The sequence below is a fragment of the Dokdonella sp. genome, from assembly GCF_019634845.1.
Lineage (GTDB): Bacteria > Pseudomonadota > Gammaproteobacteria > Xanthomonadales > Rhodanobacteraceae > Dokdonella_A.
In genome coordinates, this window is the sequence record NZ_JAHCAQ010000006.1 from 25,333 (window position 1) to 43,068 (window position 17,736).

Below are 17,736 nucleotides of genomic sequence, written 5' to 3' on the forward strand. Positions count from 1 at the left end.
GCGCCGTGGCTCAGCTGCGCAGGCCGATCCCGCGCCGGAGCAGGTGCAGGGCCACCAGCGTGAGTACCACCACGAAGCCCAGCATCACCGCGTAGGCCAGGCCCAGCGGCATGTCGCTGATGTCGAGCAGGCCGTAGCGGAATGCGTTGACCATGTACAGCACCGGGTTGGCGTGGCTGATCTGCCGCCAAGGCGAGCCGAGCATGTCGACCGAATAGAACACGCCGCCGAGATAGGTCAGCGGGGTCAGCAGAAAGGTCGGCACCAGGGCCACATCGTCGAATTTCTTCGCATACAGCGCGTTGATGAAGCCGGCCAGCGCGAACACGATCGAGGTCAACACGATCGTCGACAGCGTCACCCACGCGTGGTGCATCTGGATGCGGGTGAAGAACAGCGAGATCGCCAGCACGATCAGCGCCACCATGAAGCCGCGCAGCACGGCGCCGGCGACATAGCCGGCGAGCAGTATCCAGCCCGGCATCGGCGAGGCCAGCATCTCCTCGACGTAGTGACCGAACTTGGCGCTGAAGAACGAGGAGGAGATGTTGCCGTAGCTGTTGGTCACCACCGCCATCATGATGAGGCCGGGCACGATGTAGTCGATGTAGCCCACGCCCGGCACGATGTCGCCGATGCGACTGCCGATCAGCGTGCCGAAGATGACGAAATACAGCGTCATCGTGATTGCCGACGGCAACAGGGTCTGGGTCCAGATGCGCAGGATGCGCGCGACCTCGCGGCGGGCCACCGTGCCGAAGGCGACGAGCTGGCCGGCGGCGTTCATGCCACCGCCTTGCCGCCCTCGACGAGCCGCACGAACAGCTCCTCCAGGCGGTTGGACTTGTTGCGCAACGAGCGCACCACGATGCCGGCGAGCGTGAGCGCGGCGAACAGTGAATTGAGGTCGTGGCCGCGCGGCACGGTTGCTTCGAGCGTGAGCGGATCGACCGCATGCAGTTCGATGCCGGGCAGCTGCGGCAGCACGGCCGCGTGCGGCTCGGCCAGATCGAGCACGAGCGTCTCGATGTCGAGTTTGGCCAGCAGCTTCTTCATCGAGCTGTGCTCGATGATGCGGCCATGGTCGATGATGGCGATGTTGCGGCACAACTGCTCGGCTTCCTCCAGATAGTGCGTGGTGAGGATGACCGTGGTGCCGGCGCGATTGATCGCGCTGATGAACTTCCACATCGAGCGGCGGATCTCGATGTCGACGCCGGCGGTGGGTTCGTCCAGCACCAGCAGGCGCGGCTCGCTCATCATTGCGCGCGCGATCATCAGGCGTCGCTTCATGCCGCCCGACAGCGTGCGCACCGGTTGCTGCGCCTTGTCCCACAACTGCAACTGTCGCAGGTAGGTCTGCGCCCGCGGCAGCGCCACCGCGCGCGGGATGCCGTAGAAGCCAGCCTGGTTGATGCAGATGTCGAGCGGCTTCTCGAACTGGTTGAGATTGACTTCCTGCGGCACCAGGCCGAGCAGGGCCATGGCCTCGCTGCGCCGCTCGCGCACCGATACGCCGAACACGCGGGCGTCGCCGGCGGTGGCGTTGACCAGTGACGACAGGATGCCGATCAGCGTCGACTTGCCGGCGCCGTTGGGACCGAGCAGGGCGAAGAAATCGCCCGGTTCGACGCGCAGCGAAACTCCCCTGAGCGCCTGCACGCCGCTGGCGTAGGTCTTGCTGAGCTCGACGATGTCGAGCGCGGGATGATCGCTCATGGAAGGCGCGCGGGACAGGACGGCGGGCGGCTGCTGCTAGTATAGCGGGCTGTCCTGTTGCCGGTTTGCGCGCTGCCGATGGAACTCTTCTCCCTGCGCCTGGCAGCCAGCCACATGCTGGCGCCGTCGGTGCGCCACCTGGCCTTCGAACGCGTCGATGGCATGCCGTTCGCATTCGTGCCGGGCCAGTTCATCCAGATCCATTTCAGCTATGCCGACGGCACGCCGACGCGGCGCAGCTATTCGATCGGCACCGTCGGCGATGGCCGCACGCCGGTGCAGCAACTGGAGATTGCCGCGTCGTATGTCGAGGGTGGCGCCGCCACCGCCTTGCTGTCGCAACTCGACGAAGGCGGCACGGTACAGGCCAGCGGCCCGTTCGGACGCTTCTGCCTGCAGCCCAACGACACCAACCAACGCTATCTGCTGGTCGCCACCGGCACCGGCGTCACGCCCTACCGCGCGATGCTCGGCCAGATCCGCCAGCTCGTGGCGACCCGCGGCTGCACCTTTGCGCTGGTCTACGGCGCGCGCAGCGAAGCCGAGCTGCTGTACGGCGAGGAGTTCGAAGCGTTCGCGCGCGAGGTGCCGGGCTTCACGTTCCATCCGTGCCTGAGCCGCGTGCCGCGCGCGGTGCCGCGCGCGCACGATCGCAACGGACGCGTGCAGGTTGCGCTCGGCGAGCTGGCGCCCAATGCCGCGCACGACATCGCCTACCTGTGCGGCAATCCCGACATGGTCGACGAGGCTTTCGCGCTGCTCAAGGCCGCAGGCCTCGGCGTGGCGCAGATCCGCCGCGAGAAGTACGTCTCGTCGCGCTGAGCCGGCGGCCACTTCCAGTGTAAAGGATACTTGACACCGAGAGATGCCATCCGTATCGTCGCGTGTGTCAAGTTAGCTTTACACCCTCCGGAGGCGCCGGCGATGTCGCCGATATCCAAACGCCGCTACGAAATCCAGATCATGCTCGCAATGGCGATCTACGTGGTCGTGCTGCTGGCGGTCTGGCCGCTCGCGCGCAGCGTCGATGCGTTCATGCCCAAGCTTGCCTGCACGCTGGCCCCGGTGTTGCCGCTGGTGTATGTGATCGGCGTGATGGCGCAACGCATCGCCCGCAGCGACGAGCTGGAGCAGCGCACCCACCTGATCGGGCTTGGCGTCGCGGTGGCCGTGATTTCGCTGTACGGCATGGTGGCGGGCTTCCTCGCGGTCGCCGAGCTGCTGTCGCCGCGCGCCACTGCCGCCGCCCTGCTGTGGGTTTTCCCGCTGTTGGTGATGATCTACTCGATCGCGCGCGCACTGGCCTCGCGCCACTACGGCAGCGGTCTGTGCGACGGCGACGGCCTGGCCAGCGAACTGCGCTGGCTCTATGTCGCAGCCGTGTTCGCTGCGGTCGGCGGGTGGAGCTGGTGGCGCGAGGGCGGCAATCGCGCGACGGCGATCATGCTGGTGGCGGCGGTGCTATGCGTGGCTGGCGCGGTATTCCAGCGGCAGCGGCGGCGGTGAAGAATCGCCTGCGCGAACTGCGCGAACGCCAAGGCTGGTCGCAGGGCGAGCTGGCGCTGCGACTGGATGTCTCGCGCCAGACCATCAACGCGATCGAGACTGGCAAGTACGACCCGAGCCTGCCACTCGCCTTCAAGCTCGCGCGGCTGTTCGGACAGCGCATCGAGCAATTGTTCGACTGTGAGGAGAACGCATGAAACTCACCCGATCCACGCTCTTGCGCGTCCTCGCTGCGTTCGCGCTGGTGGCCGTGCTCGGCCATCGCGCCTGGCAGCAGCGCGGCGATGCCACCGACGCGGAGGCGACGATGGCGCCGATCCCACCCAATGCGCACGAGTTCCGCCTTGGCCAGCTCGAGTTCAAGGCTTGCGAGCTGCCGCAGAAGAACTCGGGCGCCACCACCAGCGCGTTCTGCACCCGGTTCGCGGTGCCCGAGGACCGTGCGCAACCGGCGGGCCGCCGCATCGAATTGCGCTTGGCCCTGATCGCAAGCGAAGCGCCGGTCGCCGACGCCAGCCTCGTCGTGCTGCTGGCCGGCGGCCCGGGGCAGGCCGCGGTCGACACCTGGCCGCAGACGGCCGGCGCCTTCGCCCCGCTGCTGCGCCACCACCACGTGCTGCTGCTCGACCAGCGCGGCACGGGCGGCTCCAACGCGCTCGAATGCAAGGGTGTCGACGAAGATCAACCCGCGACCTTTGATGCCGCCAGGGTGCGCGAACAGACCCGCGAGTGCCTGGCCAAGGTCAGTACGCATGCCGATCCGCGCTTCTACACCACCACCGATGCGGTGGCCGACCTCGAGGCCGTGCGGCAGGCGCTGGGCGCGCCGCGCCTGGACCTGGTCGGCATTTCCTATGGCACCCGCATGGCGCAGCAGTACGCCCGCCGCCATCCCGACGGCGTGCGCAGCATCGTGCTCGACAGCGTGGCGCCCAACCCGCTCGCGCTGGGGCAGGACTTTGCCGCCAACCTCGATGCCGCGCTCGAGCTGCAGTTTGCGCAGTGCACGGCCGATGCCGCCTGCAAGGCCGCCTTCGGCGATCCGATGACGAGCCTGCGCCAGTTGCGCGCGGCGTTGCGCGAGCATCCGCAAAAGCCTGTTTCGCGTGATCCCGTGACCTTCGCCGAGCACAGCGAACCACTCACCGCACTGAGCCTGGTCGGACTCGTGCGCATGTACGCCTACACGCCCGAGACCGCGGCCATGCTGCCGCTGGCGATCGCGCGTGGCCTCAAGGGCGACTACACGTCACTGGCCGGGCAGCAGCGGCTGCTCACCGGTGACATGAGTGACCTCAATGCCAACATGATGCAGCTGTCGGTGATCTGCAGCGAGGATGCCGACCTGCTGGCGCCGCGCGCGCAGGATGCCGACACCATGCTCGGCAACCATCTCGTCGAAGGCCTCAAGGCTGCCTGCGAGGTCTGGCCACACGGAACGCGCCCGGCCGACTTCCACGAGCCGTTCAAGTCCGACCTGCCGGTGCTGATCCTGGCCGGCGAGTTCGATCCCGTGACGCCGCCGAGCTACGCCGAGCAGGTGCTTGCCCACCTCGGCAACGCCCGCCTGCTGCTGGCCAAGGGCCAGGGCCACAACGTCATCGGTCGCGGCTGCATCCCCAAGCTCGTCGGCGACTTCGTCGACAAGCTCGACCCCAAGAGCCTCGATGCCCAATGCATCGACCAGCTCGGTCCACTGCCCGCCTTCGTCGACTTCAATGGAGCCGCGCCATGATCGAGGTACGCAACCTGCACAAGGCGTTCGGCAAGGGCAGCAAGCGCGTGGTCGCCGTCGATGGAGTCAGCTTCAGCGCGCGCGACGGCGAGATCACCGGCCTGCTCGGCCCCAACGGCGCCGGCAAGACCACCACGCTGCGCTGCCTCTACACGCTGATGCAACCCGACTCGGGCCAGATCCTCGTCGACGGCATCGACGCCGCCGCCGATGCGGTGGCGGTGCGCCGCCGGCTCGGCGTGCTGCCCGATGCGCGCGGCTTGTACAAGCGTCTCACCGCGCGCGAGAACATCGACTACTTCGGTCGCCTGCAGGGCCTGGCGCCGGAGCTGCTCGACGCGCGCCGCGAGGCATTGGTCGATGCGCTGGAGATGCGCGACATCCTCGACCGCCGCACCGAAGGCTTCTCGCAAGGCCAGCGCGTCAAGACCGCCATCGCGCGTGCGCTCGTGCACGATCCCAACAACGTCATCCTCGATGAGCCCACCAACGGCCTCGACGTGATGTCCACCCGCGCCATGCGCAGCTTCCTCAAGTCGATGAAGGCCGAAGGCCGCTGCGTGCTGTTCTCGAGCCACATCATGCAGGAGGTGGCCGCGCTGTGCGACCGCATCGTGGTGATCGCGCGCGGTCGCGTGGTCGCCGACGAGGCACCCGACGCGCTGCGCGCGCAGACCGGCGAGGCCAGCCTCGAGGATGCATTCGTCAAGCTGATCGGCTCGGAAGAAGGACTGGCCGCATGAACTCCATCCTCATCGTGTTCCTGAAGGAAGTGCGCGAAAACCTGCGCGATCGCCGCACCGTGCTCAACACGCTGGTGACCGGCCCGCTGATGGCGCCGCTGATCTTCGTGCTGCTCATCAACACGCTGGTGACGCGCGAGCTGAGCAAGGCCGAGGCCCCGTTGCCGCTGCCGGTGGTGGGGGCACAGTACGCGCCCAACCTCATCGCCGCGCTCAAGCAGGGCAACGTCGACATCAAGGACGCTCCGGCCGATCCCGAGCGCGCCGTGCGTGAGATGGACGCCGACGTCGTGCTGCGCATCGGCGAGGACTTTGCCAGCGCCTGGCGCAAGGGCGAGTCCGCCCAGCTCGAGCTCATCTACGACGCATCGCGCCAGGATGCGCAGAGCCAGGTGGCGCGGCTGCGCGGCCTGCTCGATGGCTATGGCCAGCGCACCGGCGCCTTGCGCCTGCTCGCACGTGGCTTGTCGCCGAACATCATGCGGCCGATCGCGGTCGCCAAGCGCGACCAGTCGACCGCGCAAAGTCGGTCCGGATCCCTGTTCGCAATGCTGCCCTACTTCTTCATTCTCGGTGGCTTCATCGGCGGCATGGCGCTGGCGATCGATACCACGGCCGGCGAACGCGAGCGGCAGTCGCTCGAACCGCTGCTGGCCAACCCGGCGCCGCGCTGGAAGATCCTGACCGGCAAGCTCGCCGCGACCACGGTTTTCGCGATCACCACGGTGCTGCTGTCGATCCTCGCCTTTGCCGCGGTGGGGCAGTTCCTGCCGACCGAGAAGATCGGCATGAGCCTCAGCCTCGGGCCATACTTCATCGCCGCCACCCTGTTCGTGATGCTGCCGCTGGCGGCCTTGCTAGGCGTGTTGCAGACGCTGGTGGCGGCGTTCGCCAAGAGCTATCGCGAGGCGCAGACCTACCTGTCGTTACTGATGATCGTGCCGGTCATCCCGACCATGCTGATGTCGATCGTGCCGATCAAGACCCAGACGTGGATGTACGCGGTGCCGCTGATGGGCCAACAGGTGTCCATGTTGCGCCTGCTGCGCGGCGACCCGGTCGCCGACAGCTCACTGGTGCTGTGCTTTGCCACCACCACGCTCGCCGTCATGCTGGCGGGCGTCGTCACCGCGCGCATCTACCAGAGCGAACGCCTGGCGATCTCGGCCTGAGCGATCGACGAGCCCCGTCGCGCGGCCAGTGGCGGACCGCCGCAGCCGCCGCCGACCGCGCCAACGCGGTCAGCGGCGCTGCTCATCGATCGAGCGGACTCACCACCCCGCCGCCGCCGCGATTGAGCACATGGGCGTAGATCTGCGTCGTCGTCACATCCTTGTGCCCCAACAGTTCCTGGATCGTGCGCAGGTCGTAACCCGCTTCCAGCAGGTGGGTGGCGAAGCTGTGACGCAGTGCATGCGCATGCAGCGGCTTGACGATCTGCGCCGCCGCTGCCGCTCGCCGCAAGGCGCGCGCCAGGATCGCGTCGTCGAAATGGTGGCGTCGTTCGCGCCCGTCCAGCGGATCGGTGGCGCGGCGGGTCGATGGAAACACGAATTGCCAGCCAAACTCGCGCGCCGCATGCGGATACTTGCGCGCCAACGCATGTGGCAACCGCGCCTCACCCACCCCGTCCGCCAGATCCCGCTCATGCAGCAGGCGGGCACGCGCGATCTCGCGCAGCAGCGGCTCATGCAGCGCACGCGGCAGCACCGTGCGTCGATCCTTGCCGCCCTTGCCATCGCGCACCACGATCTCGTTGCGGGAAAAGTCGACGTCCTTGACCCGCAAGCGCAGGCATTCCATCAGCCGCATGCCGGTCCCGTACAGCAGGCTCGCGATCAGCCACGCTCGCCCATCCATCACCGCGAGCAGGCGCCGCACCTCGTCCTGCGACAACACGGTGGGCAGCCGGCGCGATGACTTGGCGCGCACGACACCCTGCAGCCACGGTAGATCCAGCCGCAACACCTCGCGATACAGGAACAACAGCGCCGACAGGGCTTGATTCTGCGTACTGGCCGCCACGCCCTGCCGTACCGCCAGACCACTGAGGAAGCGCTCCACGTCGGCCGCGCCGAGCTCGCGCGGATGGCGCCTGCCGCTGGCAAAGATGAACCGACGTATCCACGCCACATAGGCCTGCTCGGTACGCAAACTGTAGTGTTTGAGCCGCATCCTGCGCCTAACCTCGTCCAACAGGCGCGGTGCCTGCACCGCTGCGGACGCACCCGATACGCCCCCGTTTCCATACCCAATGCTCACTACGCCCTCATTCGCGCCGGATAACGCGCTCATGTTCAGCGGCCGCCGGCACCGCATGGAATGGCCAAGTTCCTGATTTCTTGTAGGAAAAGCCCTTGACCCCCATGCGCCGGACGCCGACCATGACGCCATACGCCCCGGTTGTGGGGTCTATTTGTAGTTAGCTGCCTAATGAGTGTCTGCCTAGCAACAGCGCTGCTTTACTTCCTGACGCCGCCCATTGGCTGCCAAACCGACGCCGAGATCGCTGCGCAAAAGAGTCAGGACAAGGCATATGAAGAATGGAGGCAATCCTTAGTTGGTGTCCTTGAAGCGCCTTACGCGGCGTGCAAAACCACGCTAACTCAGCCTGTTACGCTCAATTCAAAAGAACGCTGCCTGGTTCGCAAGCTGTCGGCGCGGTGTTCGGAGGCCGACGACTGCTTGGTTCAATGCATCGCGCGCGGACTCAACGGGCAAATAGGCGGCGGTTGTTGGCATCTGTGCTTTGAATCAAAATTCAGCCTGCCCGAATGGTCGGAGCCTAAGGGGTGGGCAGAGTGCAAGTATCTCAGTACGCGGCCCGGCAGCTAACTATTCGCTCAAGCGGACCGTTGCGGATGGGTTGCGGTAAACTGTTAGGCACTGCGGCAACGGCCGCTTAGCTCAAGCGTTAGGCCGCAGGAAAACTTCCTCTCATGCAAAAGTACGTCAGAATCTTCATATCACTTGCCTTCTTGGGCTACGGCTTGATCAGGATTGGGGTTGGGAGCCTCTTGCTTGGGCAAGAGATTGGACTGCTTGACTTTCAATCTTTTCATGACCCTATAAAAGACATCGGTGGTTTTCTCACCAAATCAGCCGACAAACAAATAATCCCTGTGTCCGTGGCAGGGTACGTTAGTTACATTGCTCTTATGGGTGTAGTACTTTCGATTGGCGCTATAAGATTGTTGAGAGATCAGCCGTTGGGCCTATACTTCATTGGCGCGTTCTTGGTGATGTATGCATTGCTCTTCGTTAACTTTCAAACAATTAACCCAAAAGCCATACATCTAGCTGTCTGTACCGTTCTATTTGGCGTATTGCTCTGGCTGAAACGTGCTCAGCGCAGTGCGGCCTAACAATTCATTCAAGCCGACGCCGCTTCGCGGCGCGGCTTAATTCAAGCGTTAGGGCTCACATGAAGAAGTCTCGCAAGCCTTATAATGACAGAACAGACCTCGAGAAATTACAGTCCCAATGGTGGAAGCTCTCTGGTCTAAACTCGCGAGAGGAATGGTCTGCTGCGGTCGTGCGCGCAGCTACCGCAGCAGAGATTGCGGCTAATATCGCAATAAGATCAGAGTTCCAAAGCATTGGCTCGTTTCCGTCAGGCTTCGTCGACTCCCTTCTTGTTTGGGCCAATGGATTGAAAGGTAAGCTAGAAAAGCTTCTCGTGCCTATCACTAAAGACACTGAGCGCGCGGCTGCCATTTCTGGGCTCAATTCTTTAGGGCTACAGGTTAACAACATCCGTAATGGTATAGCTCACCGAGGCGAGTTTTGCAGTCGTGCCAAGGCGCAAGATGCTATCGCTAAGGCAAAGGAATTCATTGAGGGTATCGTGCGGCTCTATGAACCAGGGTTTCAGCTCAAGGAGCGTGAGCCCTAACAATTCATTCAAGCCGACGCCGCTTCGCGGCGCGGCTTAATTCAGGCGTTAGGCGTCATGGAAATGTCTCGACAAGAAATCGATGCTTGGGCAAGCGCGTACATTCAAGGTCAACAAGACCCTACGCTTTTGCAGGACGGCAATTCTCTTTGGTGGACCGTCGAAAAATTTATGCCTCAACAATGTTGTGGGGCATCACCAGAAGACTGTTGGGCGGCTATCCTTTCGGTTCTAACTCAAGATCCTCCAGCCAAAGTATTGGGTGTTCTTGCCGCCGGCCCCTTGGAAGATCTAATCCACTATTTCGGTCCTGAGTTCATAGAACGCATCGAGACCGAGTCGAGGCGTAATGCTTCATTTCGTCATCTGCTTGGCGGCGTTTGGCAGAGCAGCACCCCGGAAATCTGGGCGCGCGTGCAAAAAGCTCAAGGCCAGCGTTGGTAGAGCCGCCTAACTATGCGCTTAAGCGGACCTGCGCGGATGAAGTTGCTCGCCAAAATCACACATCGCGGCCGCGCAGGCCGCTTAGCTTAGGCGTTAGGCGCACATGGCCGATCCTCTTCACCCCGTAGAAAAGGTACCTGGCTTAGTAGGTCAGCTCTACGCACTTGTTGCGCAGCTAGAGGCGCTTTTCCCTGGTCGGCGGTTTACCCCGGACGGCCACTTGGTCGGAAGCATTGGCGAGGTTATTGCTGCGCACCGCTACGGCTTGGCACTGCTTCCACATTCGGCTCGGGGCCATGATGCGCGCGCGCCTTCTGGCGCGCTGGTGGAGATCAAAGCCACGCAGGGTAGCTCCGTAGCGCTTCGCGAACAGCCAAACCACCTGATCGTTCTGCACCTCTCCAAGCAGGGCGAGGCCGCGGAGGTCTATAACGGTCCCGGCGCTGTGGTCTGGTCTGCTGCTGGCGCGATGCAGCGCAATGGGCAGCGGCCGGTGTCGCTGTCAAAGCTCCGTATGCTCATGGCGCAGGTCCCCGAGGCCTTGCGCCTACCGCAGTGTGTGCCTAACAATTCGTCCAAGCGGACGCGCGAAAAGCCGCGCGCCGCTTAACTCAAGCGTTAGACGCCGCGTGAGATTGGCGGCCCCGCAAGCACGCGAAGAGGGGCTGGACGTTGCGCCCAGCCCCGTGCTAGCGTATGAAAGCTAGCTAGCTGCTCATATTGTCATTTGCCGCTTGCCAAGCATGCACACGTACCTCCCTCCAAAGTCATCCGCTTTGGTCGGTGCCCCTACTCTGGAGCGTGTTGCAACCCGAAGGCCCCGGTTGCTCAAGCCGGGGCCTTCGCACTTTTACTCAACGCCAACGGCCCTTTTGCCGAGCTCGCTCAGTCCATACCGGCCCGGTTGCGGGTTGGTGACCCAGCCTTGCTTCTTGCGCCAGTTCATTAACGCCGTTCTAAGCGCATCACGGCTTCTTGGTAGTCCGACACGCTCTAGCTCGCCAACGATCTCGTCCAAGCTCCGCTCGCCACTAGCAAGAAAAGCCAAGACCTTGGGAGCTACCGAGTCCTTGCGGAGCCCTATGATCTTCGGCTCCCCAGTTTCGGCTGGAGCCACTTGGCTGGCCTCCGCGGGAGGAGCTGAGTCAGATGCCCGCCCCACCACCATGCTGGTGATCGCGGCATCAATGTCGTCGGCCTCCCCCAAGCTACGGAGGGCAGCGATACGCTGCTCGCAAGCTTTAACCTTCTGTTTCAGAAGGGCCAGCTTCGCTTCTTCTTGCTCGATAAGGGCTTTGTAGGCGTCCATGTGGCGCATCCTGCCCCAAAGATCACGGCGTGTCAATAGTCCTCACGCATATCTTTCCCTCCCGGAGGCGGCGTCTAACAATTCGTTCAAGCGGAGACCGTTTCGTGGCCGCGACGGTGTGCGGCACAGTGCCACACCGTCGCGGCCACAAAACGGCCCGGCTTAACTCAGGCGTTAGACCTTAAAGACAGTTCAATGACAAACGAACAGAACGACGCCTCGTTTCGAGACATCTTGGCTATCGCCAGTCCAAAGCTCCGCCCCGTGTGTGAGGCATTTCGCCAATTGATCGTTTCGGAAGATCCCACCTTCTACGAGACCGCTTGGCCAAAGCTTAAGATCGCAAGCTATGGCGTCGGCCAAAAGAAGATGACACAGCATTACGCCTACATCGCAGTGCAGGCATCCCATATCAACCTCGGCTTCTATCACGGCACATTGCTTCACGACCCTACTGGACTTCTTGAAGGCGCAGGAAAGGAACTACGTCATATCAAGGTTCAAAACATTGCGCACGCTGAGAGCCCAGACATTCGTGCACTTCTTCGCCAAGCCATTGATGAGCGCAGACCGTACAGGTAAGGTCTAACAAATCGTTCAAGCCGACTCCGCTTCGTGGCCGCGCTTGCGGTGTTACGCTACGCTACACCGCCGCTTGCCACTGCGCGTAGCGGCTTAACTCAGGTGTTAGGCCCCTGAACCTCGCGCGGGTTGCCCCACAGCCAGCCGCCGCCGCTGCCGGACGGCTGGCGCGACGCGTGCCTGCGGCTACTCGAAGCCGTCGGCGAAGATCACGTCGTTGCAGGCTTCGACCTGCTTGGGGTCGACGAGCACGTTGAACTGCGCGCCGAGCGGCATCGCGCCGCCGCCGCCGTAGCGGAAGACCGTCCAGCGCTGCGCGGCGTGGTCGTAGGAAACGTTGTACGCGCCGTCGACATCGACGAGTCCCGCGGCTGTCAGCACCGGACGTGCGCAGGCAACGCCGTTGAGCAGTGGATGGTCGAGCACGAGGTTGTTGTTGCCATCGAGCGTGGCGGCCGTCGCCGTGGCGGTGAACGCGTTCGGGCTGCGCTCCTGCGTGTACACGCTGAACTTCGTGCCCGGCCCGACCGTCGCGCCGTCGCTGTTCCTGATGAACCAGCGCCATTGGGTTCCGCTGAACGAGTTGTACACGCGGATCGGGTGCGCGTTCCATGCCGCGTCGCTGAGGCTGGAGCGACGTGCGGCCAGGACGAAGAGATCCGCCGCGCCGTTGACGCTGGCATGGTTGAGCTGGGTGCCGGCGGACGAGGTATTGGCCGCAGTGGCGGCGTGCTGGAACACGCCGTCGCGGGCGCCGGCGGCCAATATGTCGAAGTGGGCGCCCAGCGGCATCGACGTGAGCAGTCCTTCGATGACCAGGCCCCAGCGGCTGGCTTCATCCCACCACGGGACGAACAGGCGGCTGTTGCCGACCCCGGCGGCACCGCCGGCGTTGTAGTTCGACGTGGCGAACAGGTTGGCGGCGGCGATGCTGTCGATCGCCGGATCGGCGAGCCAGGTCACGTCGCCGCCAGCAGTGATGCTGCCCGCGGTGATGGTGTGGGTGAACACGCGATCGCCGTATTCGTAGGCGCCGATGTCGACCTTGGCGGCTCCGCCCAGCGCAGGGGACTTCTTCTTGAGGCGATGCAAGCCGTCGGCGTCGAGCATGGGAATGCCGCGCGCGGCCGGGATCAGCAGCCGGCCGGTTTCGCCGGCATCGATTGCCGGCGAATCGGCCCGCGGTCGCGGATGTTCCTCGCTTGCCAGTGCCGCCGGCGCGGTGATCGTGTGGCTGCCTGGGACGAGGTCCGGGGTGGAGCCGTTGAACAGGTTGTAGTCGTTGGCAATGCCGGTGAAACCGCTCACGGCCTTGCTTGCGGCGACGAAGACGTTGTTCCAGATCGAGCCGGTGAGCGGGCCGATGTCGGGGCCGGCGGCCCAGTAGAGGTGGATCAGGCCCGTTCCCACGCGGGTCACGGTGTTGCCGTAGATCATGGCCTCGACGCTGCCGGTCCTCTGCGCGACGGCGATGCCCTCGCCCCCGCCGCCGCCCACCACGACGTTGTTGGCGAGCATGGCGCTGACACTCGCGGCCGCGCCGCCGAGGCCGCCCTCCGAGATGAGGATGCCGCTGAAGTTGAAGCCGCCGCGCACCTCGTTGCCGTGGAGGTCGAGCGTGCCGCCCGAGCCGGCGCCCGCGTAGTCGGTGACGATGCCGCTGCCATCGACCATGGCCGGGCTGGTGCTGGTCAGATGGTTGTAGTCGGCGCGCGCCGCGAGCGTGCCGCCCCAGGCCTTGAGCGAGATCAACCCGTAGCCGGTGCCCAGCGGTACGCCGCTCACGCGATTGTCGTAGAGGAGCGCATTGACGGTGCCGGCATTGGCGAACACCTCGATGCCGTGGCTGCCCGACCCCGCACTCATGTTCAGTTCGACCTTGCGCACTTCGTAATCGGCGTTGCCGCTGCCGGCGTGGGACAGCGTGACCGTGCAGTCATCGAAGTGCAGGCCGTAGAGATGCATGCGCACGTCGCCGGCGTGCGCGCTCGTGGTCTCGGCGTTGAAGTGCATGTTGCGGAATTGCGGCCTGAAGCCGTCCGCGCTGCGCAGCCGCAAGCGCCGGTTCACCACCGAGATGTCGTCGGTGATCGGTGCGTTGGTGGCGATGTAGAGGGTGTCGTTGTCGGCGGCGCCGTCGATGCAGGCCTGCAGCGTCGAATTGCACGGTGCGACACCGGGCCAGGTCAGGTTGGCTGCTGTTGCGGGCCATGCGAACGCCAGGCTGGCGAGCGCGAACGCAAGAACAAGGGTATGCGAGCGGAGCATGGGATGGCTTCCTTGGATCGTCCGATACCCGATAAGGCGCAATATCGCGCACAGGGAGGACAGCGCAGGGTAAACCACAGTTATTTCAATGCTTTGCAGGCAGCGTACGGGAGACCCGAAGCAGCTCCGGCGGGGCAAACGGCAGCGTGGACACGGCGGCGCTTGCCGCCCCGATGGCTTCATTCGCACTGGCGTCGCCGGTCCGTGCGAGGCATTCGGCGCGGGTGAGCGCGAGCCAGGCGCGGTCGATGTCGGCAGTGGCGCCGGCGGATGCGAGTTCGGGTTCGGCGCGTGCCAGCGCCGCCAGCGCCGTCGGACAGGCGTGGTCGGCTGCGGCGGCACGCGCCGCAATCAGGCGCAGCTTGCCGAGCCGTGGATGACCGGCCGGAAATGCCGTTTCGGCAGCGGTCAGCGCCGCCTGTGCCGCGCTGCGTGCGGCAGCGGTGTCGCCGTGCTGCAGGAGGGCCGCAGCGAGGGCGCCCTGGGCCGTGAGCGTGTCCTGGTGCGTGGCGCCGAGTGCCGCCGTGAGGGTCGCGTGTGCCGTCTGCAGTTCGGGCAGTGCGGCCTCGGTTTGTCCGCTGTCGGCCAGCGTGCTGCCGAGCCCCATGCGGGCGACACCTGCGAGGTAGTGCTCGCCGCCGACGGCCGCGGTGGCTACCGCGACCGCCTCGCGCGCATCGCGCTCGGCGTCATCGAGGCGCCCTGCCGCACGCTCGGTGCCTGCCAGGTTGTTGAGCATCGTCGCCACCATCAGGTGCGACTCGCCGTAGGCCGCGCGCGCCGCATCGTGCGCGCTGCGGAAGCGCGTGATGGCGGTGGCGAGGTCGCCTTGTTGCAGGGCGCTCATCGCCAGCGAATTGAGCCCGTTGGCCACCGCCGGGTGGGTGTCGCCGAGCAGATCGCGCTGCATTGCCACGGCGGCTTCGATCTCGCGTGCCGCGCCCGCCTGGTCGCCAAGCCGACGCAAGGCCGTGCCGAGGTTGAGTTGGCTGTCGGCGACGTCGGGATGACGGGGGCCGAGCAGCACGCGCCGCGTGGCGAGGGCCTGCCCGAACAGGGCCGCGGCTTGCTGCGCCTTGCCCTGCTGCAGCAGCACGACGCCGAGGTCCTGCGCGATCGTTGCGGTACGCGTGTGGAGTTCGCCGTCGCGGTCGCGGCGGGCGGCGAGGGCGCTGTCGAGTGTGCTGGCGGCGGCGTCAAGATCGCCGCGACGGAACTGCACGGCGCCGAGGGCGGCGCGGGCGAGCAGCAGCGTTTCGGCATCGGTGGCGCCGTCGTCCGCGATCGTCTCGAGCAGTTGCTGGGCCTCCTTGAGCTGGCCTTCCTCGGACAGGACTTCGGCGAGACGCAGCCCGATGGTGTCACGCTGCGCCGGCGCCTCTGCGGCCGCGTCGCGAAGGTCGCGTTCGGCCTCGGCCCACTGGCCCTGTGCGGCGCGGATACGCGCGCGCTCGACCCGGGCCGCGGTACGCGCGTGGCTGTCGCTGGCACTCGCCACGCCGCGTTCGGCGAGGGCGGTGGCGCGTGCGTAGTCGCCGAGCTGCCGATAGGCGCCGGCCAGGGCGGTGGAGAGCTCTCCTTCGAGTGCGGGCTGCGCCGCGAGGGTCTCGGCGAGCCGGGCGGAGCCACGATCGAGGAGTTCGCGAGCCGACACTTCGCGCCCCTTGCTCTCGTCGGGGGTGACGCCGTCAAACAGGCTCAGCACGAAATCGCGTGCCGCGCCGGCGCGCGCCGCCTCCCGGCGCGCCGCGCCTGCCTGCCAGAGCGTGGCGGCAATGCCGCCGAGGATGGCCAGCGCAAACGCCACGCCGACGGCGATCCCCACGCGATGGCGGCGCACGAAGCGGCCCAGGCGATAGCGACGCGAGCTTGCTCGTGCACGCAGCGGGCGGCCGTGGCGGTGGCGCTCCAGGTCCGCGGCAAGTTCCGCCGCACCCGCGTAGCGCTGCGCTGGATCGGGCTGCAGGGCCTTCGCGATGATGAGGTCGAGGTCACCCGCGATGCGTCGCCGCAGCGCGCGCGCCGGCGTGCCCTGGAGTTCGGCGCGGGTCGCGGCGACCGGTCCCGTCAGGGCATGGGACGGCGGCACCAGGCTGCCGTCGCCGTGCCAGATCGGCAGGCTGCCGGTGAGCAGTTCGTGCAGGACCGCGCCGAGCGCGTAGACATCGGTGGCGGTGGTCACGCTGCCGCCGTCGTGCTGTTCGGGCGCCGCGTAGGCCGGCGTCAGCCGCCGCAGCCCGGTGCGCGTGGCTGCGGTTCCTTCGTTGCCGATCAGCTTGGCGATGCCGAAGTCGAGCAATTTGAGGGCGCCGTCGCGGCGCACGAGGATGTTCGCCGGCTTGAGGTCGCGATGCACGATCAGGTTGCGATGCGCGTAGTCGACGGCGGCGCAGACGTCGGCGAACAGGCGCAGGCGTGCCTCGACGCCGAGCCGGGCCGCGTCGCAATGGGTCGTCAGCGGAGTGCCGTCGACGTATTCGAGCGCGAACCAGGGCACACCGGCCGCAGTGAAGCCGCCGTCGAGGAGATGCGCGATGTGCGGGTGGTCGAGCCGTGCAAGGATCGCGCGCTCGTGCATGAAGCGCGCGCGCTCGGCCGCTTCGTGCAGGCCGAAGCGGAGGATCTTGATGGCGACCTGTTGCGCGTAGCTGCCATCGTCACGTTCGGCGAGGAAAACGCTGGCCATGCCTCCGGCGCCGATCGCGCGACCGACGCGCCAAGGGCCGAGCAGACAGCCCTCGAGCCCTGGCTCGATGCCGACGAACTCGGCCGCATAGCTGCCGCTGCCGGCATCGAGGCGGTCGGTGGCCGCGTCGGCGAGGAGAATCCGCAGCGCTGCCTGCAATTCCGGGTCGGAGATGGCGGCGAGGAAGGCGTCGCGCGCCGCCCCTTGCAGTTCGAAAGCCTGGTCGAACAACGGAGCCAGCTCCTGCCAGCGTCGCTGCAGGAGGTCGGCGCGCGTGTTCACGCCATCGCCTCGCGCAGGAAGGCGCGCGCCCTGGCCCAGTCGCGCACGACGCTGCGCGGCACGATGTCGAGCATCGCCGCGGTTTCCTCCACCGACAGCCCGGCGAAGAAGCGCAGCTCCACCACTTGCGACAGGCGGGCGTCGAAGGCGGCGAGGCGGGCGAGTGCGGCATCGAGCGCCACGAGCTCCGCGGCGGAGTCCTCGACGCCGATTTCGACTTGTTCGAGATCGAGGCGCTCCTGGCCGCCGCCGCGCTTGTCCGCCAGGCGCCGCCGTGCATGATCGACGAGGATGTTGCGCATGGTCACTGCCGCGTAGGCGTGGAATCGCGCGCGCGCATCAGGCGTAGCGCAATGGCCGGCGAGCGCGAGCCAGGCCTCGTGCACGAGTGCCGTCGTGTTGAGCGTATGCCGCGCACGTTCCCCGGCCAGATGGCGCCGCGCCAGCGCGCGCAGGATCGCGTAGGCCTGCGCCGCCCAAGGGTCGGCATTGTCTCCGGGCCGCGTGCCGCTGCCCTCATCTTCGTTCATGCAGGCGATGCTAGCGCACGAGGCGCGCGCGTGGCTT

Annotated in this window: 18 protein-coding genes; 11 read left to right on the forward strand and 7 right to left on the reverse strand. The window is 65.9% G+C overall.

Going from position 1 to position 17,736, the window contains the following annotated elements:
- Window positions 1–10: 10 nt before the first annotated feature.
- Window positions 11–787, reverse strand: coding sequence for an ABC transporter permease (locus KF903_RS05735; protein WP_291212247.1), 777 nt, complete (start codon window positions 785–787; stop codon window positions 11–13).
- A complete protein-coding gene (locus KF903_RS05740) occupies window positions 784–1,719 on the reverse strand; it encodes an ABC transporter ATP-binding protein (protein WP_291212250.1) in 936 nt (311 codons plus the stop codon). The genes KF903_RS05735 and KF903_RS05740 overlap by 4 nt, the downstream gene beginning before the upstream one ends.
- 78 nt (window positions 1,720–1,797) lie before the next feature.
- On the opposite strand from KF903_RS05740, the gene KF903_RS05745 reads away from it, so the two are divergent.
- From KF903_RS05745 to KF903_RS05770, 6 genes are all read left to right on the forward strand, one after another.
- Window positions 1,798–2,541 carry an FAD-binding oxidoreductase gene (locus KF903_RS05745; protein ID WP_291212253.1) on the forward strand — a complete coding sequence of 248 codons (744 nt, stop codon included), beginning with the start codon at window positions 1,798–1,800 and terminating at the stop codon, window positions 2,539–2,541.
- Between the two features lie 102 nt (window positions 2,542–2,643).
- On the forward strand, window positions 2,644–3,225 hold the full coding sequence (locus KF903_RS05750; RefSeq protein ID WP_291212255.1) for a hypothetical protein: 582 nt from the start codon (window positions 2,644–2,646) through the stop codon (window positions 3,223–3,225).
- Window positions 3,222–3,422: a helix-turn-helix transcriptional regulator gene (locus KF903_RS05755; RefSeq protein WP_291212258.1), complete on the forward strand. Its 201-nt coding sequence runs from the start codon at window positions 3,222–3,224 to the stop codon at window positions 3,420–3,422. Before KF903_RS05750 ends, KF903_RS05755 begins: the two co-directional genes overlap by 4 nt.
- Entirely contained in the window at window positions 3,419–4,960 is a 1,542-nt protein-coding gene (locus KF903_RS05760) for an alpha/beta hydrolase (RefSeq protein ID WP_291212261.1), read from the forward strand. Before KF903_RS05755 ends, KF903_RS05760 begins: the two co-directional genes overlap by 4 nt.
- Window positions 4,957–5,703: an ATP-binding cassette domain-containing protein gene (locus KF903_RS05765; RefSeq protein WP_291212264.1), complete on the forward strand. Its 747-nt coding sequence runs from the start codon at window positions 4,957–4,959 to the stop codon at window positions 5,701–5,703. Before KF903_RS05760 ends, KF903_RS05765 begins: the two co-directional genes overlap by 4 nt.
- A complete protein-coding gene (locus KF903_RS05770; protein WP_291212267.1) occupies window positions 5,700–6,875 on the forward strand; it encodes an ABC transporter permease in 1,176 nt (391 codons plus the stop codon). The genes KF903_RS05765 and KF903_RS05770 overlap by 4 nt, the downstream gene beginning before the upstream one ends.
- An 82-nt stretch (window positions 6,876–6,957) precedes the next feature.
- Here KF903_RS05770 and KF903_RS05775 read toward each other — a convergent pair whose 3' ends face one another.
- Window positions 6,958–7,902, reverse strand: coding sequence for an integron integrase (locus KF903_RS05775; protein ID WP_291212626.1), 945 nt, complete (start codon window positions 7,900–7,902; stop codon window positions 6,958–6,960).
- 740 nt (window positions 7,903–8,642) lie between these two features.
- On the opposite strand from KF903_RS05775, the gene KF903_RS05780 reads away from it, so the two are divergent.
- From KF903_RS05780 to KF903_RS05795, 4 genes are all read left to right on the forward strand, one after another.
- Complete coding sequence (locus tag KF903_RS05780) at window positions 8,643–9,068, forward strand: hypothetical protein (RefSeq protein WP_291212270.1); 426 nt, start codon at window positions 8,643–8,645, stop codon at window positions 9,066–9,068.
- A gap of 59 nt (window positions 9,069–9,127) precedes the next feature.
- Entirely contained in the window at window positions 9,128–9,598 is a 471-nt protein-coding gene (locus KF903_RS05785) for a hypothetical protein (RefSeq protein ID WP_291212273.1), read from the forward strand.
- Between the two features lie 57 nt (window positions 9,599–9,655).
- Window positions 9,656–10,042: a DUF6869 domain-containing protein gene (locus tag KF903_RS05790; RefSeq protein ID WP_291212276.1), complete on the forward strand. Its 387-nt coding sequence runs from the start codon at window positions 9,656–9,658 to the stop codon at window positions 10,040–10,042.
- A 103-nt stretch (window positions 10,043–10,145) separates the two neighbouring features.
- A complete protein-coding gene (locus KF903_RS05795; protein WP_291212279.1) occupies window positions 10,146–10,652 on the forward strand; it encodes a hypothetical protein in 507 nt (168 codons plus the stop codon).
- A 240-nt stretch (window positions 10,653–10,892) separates the two neighbouring features.
- Here the strand turns inward: KF903_RS05795 and KF903_RS05800 are convergent, their stop codons facing one another.
- Window positions 10,893–11,351, reverse strand: coding sequence for a hypothetical protein (locus tag KF903_RS05800; protein WP_291212282.1), 459 nt, complete (start codon window positions 11,349–11,351; stop codon window positions 10,893–10,895).
- A 195-nt stretch (window positions 11,352–11,546) separates the two neighbouring features.
- On the opposite strand from KF903_RS05800, the gene KF903_RS05805 reads away from it, so the two are divergent.
- Window positions 11,547–11,933: a DUF1801 domain-containing protein gene (locus tag KF903_RS05805; RefSeq protein ID WP_291212285.1), complete on the forward strand. Its 387-nt coding sequence runs from the start codon at window positions 11,547–11,549 to the stop codon at window positions 11,931–11,933.
- A 186-nt stretch (window positions 11,934–12,119) separates the two neighbouring features.
- Here KF903_RS05805 and KF903_RS05810 read toward each other — a convergent pair whose 3' ends face one another.
- The 3 genes from KF903_RS05810 to KF903_RS05820 all read right to left on the reverse strand — a co-directional run bounded on the left by KF903_RS05810 (window position 12,120) and on the right by KF903_RS05820 (window position 17,699).
- Window positions 12,120–14,201: a choice-of-anchor Q domain-containing protein gene (locus tag KF903_RS05810; RefSeq protein ID WP_291212288.1), complete on the reverse strand. Its 2,082-nt coding sequence runs from the start codon at window positions 14,199–14,201 to the stop codon at window positions 12,120–12,122.
- An 85-nt stretch (window positions 14,202–14,286) separates the two neighbouring features.
- Complete coding sequence (locus KF903_RS05815) at window positions 14,287–17,169, reverse strand: serine/threonine-protein kinase (protein ID WP_291212290.1); 2,883 nt, start codon at window positions 17,167–17,169, stop codon at window positions 14,287–14,289.
- Window positions 17,166–17,699 (reverse strand): ECF-type sigma factor, encoded by a 534-nt coding sequence (locus KF903_RS05820; RefSeq protein ID WP_291212293.1) that lies wholly within the window; start codon window positions 17,697–17,699, stop codon window positions 17,166–17,168. The genes KF903_RS05815 and KF903_RS05820 overlap by 4 nt, the downstream gene beginning before the upstream one ends.
- Window positions 17,700–17,736: the final 37 nt, after the last annotated feature.

Excerpts from the sequence above, each read along its gene's own strand:
- KF903_RS05735 (WP_291212247.1), bottom strand. The coding sequence starts at position 787 with ATGAACGCCGCCGGCCAGCTCGTCGCCTTCGGCACGGTGGCCCGCCGC.
- KF903_RS05740 (WP_291212250.1), bottom strand. The coding sequence starts at position 1,719 with ATGAGCGATCATCCCGCGCTCGACATCGTCGAGCTCAGCAAGACCTAC.
- KF903_RS05745 (WP_291212253.1), top strand. The coding sequence starts at position 1,798 with ATGGAACTCTTCTCCCTGCGCCTGGCAGCCAGCCACATGCTGGCGCCG.
- KF903_RS05750 (WP_291212255.1), top strand. The coding sequence starts at position 2,644 with ATGTCGCCGATATCCAAACGCCGCTACGAAATCCAGATCATGCTCGCA.
- KF903_RS05760 (WP_291212261.1), top strand. The coding sequence starts at position 3,419 with ATGAAACTCACCCGATCCACGCTCTTGCGCGTCCTCGCTGCGTTCGCG.
- KF903_RS05765 (WP_291212264.1), top strand. The coding sequence starts at position 4,957 with ATGATCGAGGTACGCAACCTGCACAAGGCGTTCGGCAAGGGCAGCAAG.
- KF903_RS05770 (WP_291212267.1), top strand. The coding sequence starts at position 5,700 with ATGAACTCCATCCTCATCGTGTTCCTGAAGGAAGTGCGCGAAAACCTG.
- KF903_RS05780 (WP_291212270.1), top strand. The coding sequence starts at position 8,643 with ATGCAAAAGTACGTCAGAATCTTCATATCACTTGCCTTCTTGGGCTAC.
- KF903_RS05785 (WP_291212273.1), top strand. The coding sequence starts at position 9,128 with ATGAAGAAGTCTCGCAAGCCTTATAATGACAGAACAGACCTCGAGAAA.
- KF903_RS05790 (WP_291212276.1), top strand. The coding sequence starts at position 9,656 with ATGGAAATGTCTCGACAAGAAATCGATGCTTGGGCAAGCGCGTACATT.
- KF903_RS05795 (WP_291212279.1), top strand. The coding sequence starts at position 10,146 with ATGGCCGATCCTCTTCACCCCGTAGAAAAGGTACCTGGCTTAGTAGGT.
- KF903_RS05800 (WP_291212282.1), bottom strand. The coding sequence starts at position 11,351 with ATGGACGCCTACAAAGCCCTTATCGAGCAAGAAGAAGCGAAGCTGGCC.
- KF903_RS05805 (WP_291212285.1), top strand. The coding sequence starts at position 11,547 with ATGACAAACGAACAGAACGACGCCTCGTTTCGAGACATCTTGGCTATC.
- KF903_RS05810 (WP_291212288.1), bottom strand. The coding sequence starts at position 14,201 with ATGCTCCGCTCGCATACCCTTGTTCTTGCGTTCGCGCTCGCCAGCCTG.
- KF903_RS05820 (WP_291212293.1), bottom strand. The coding sequence starts at position 17,699 with ATGAACGAAGATGAGGGCAGCGGCACGCGGCCCGGAGACAATGCCGAC.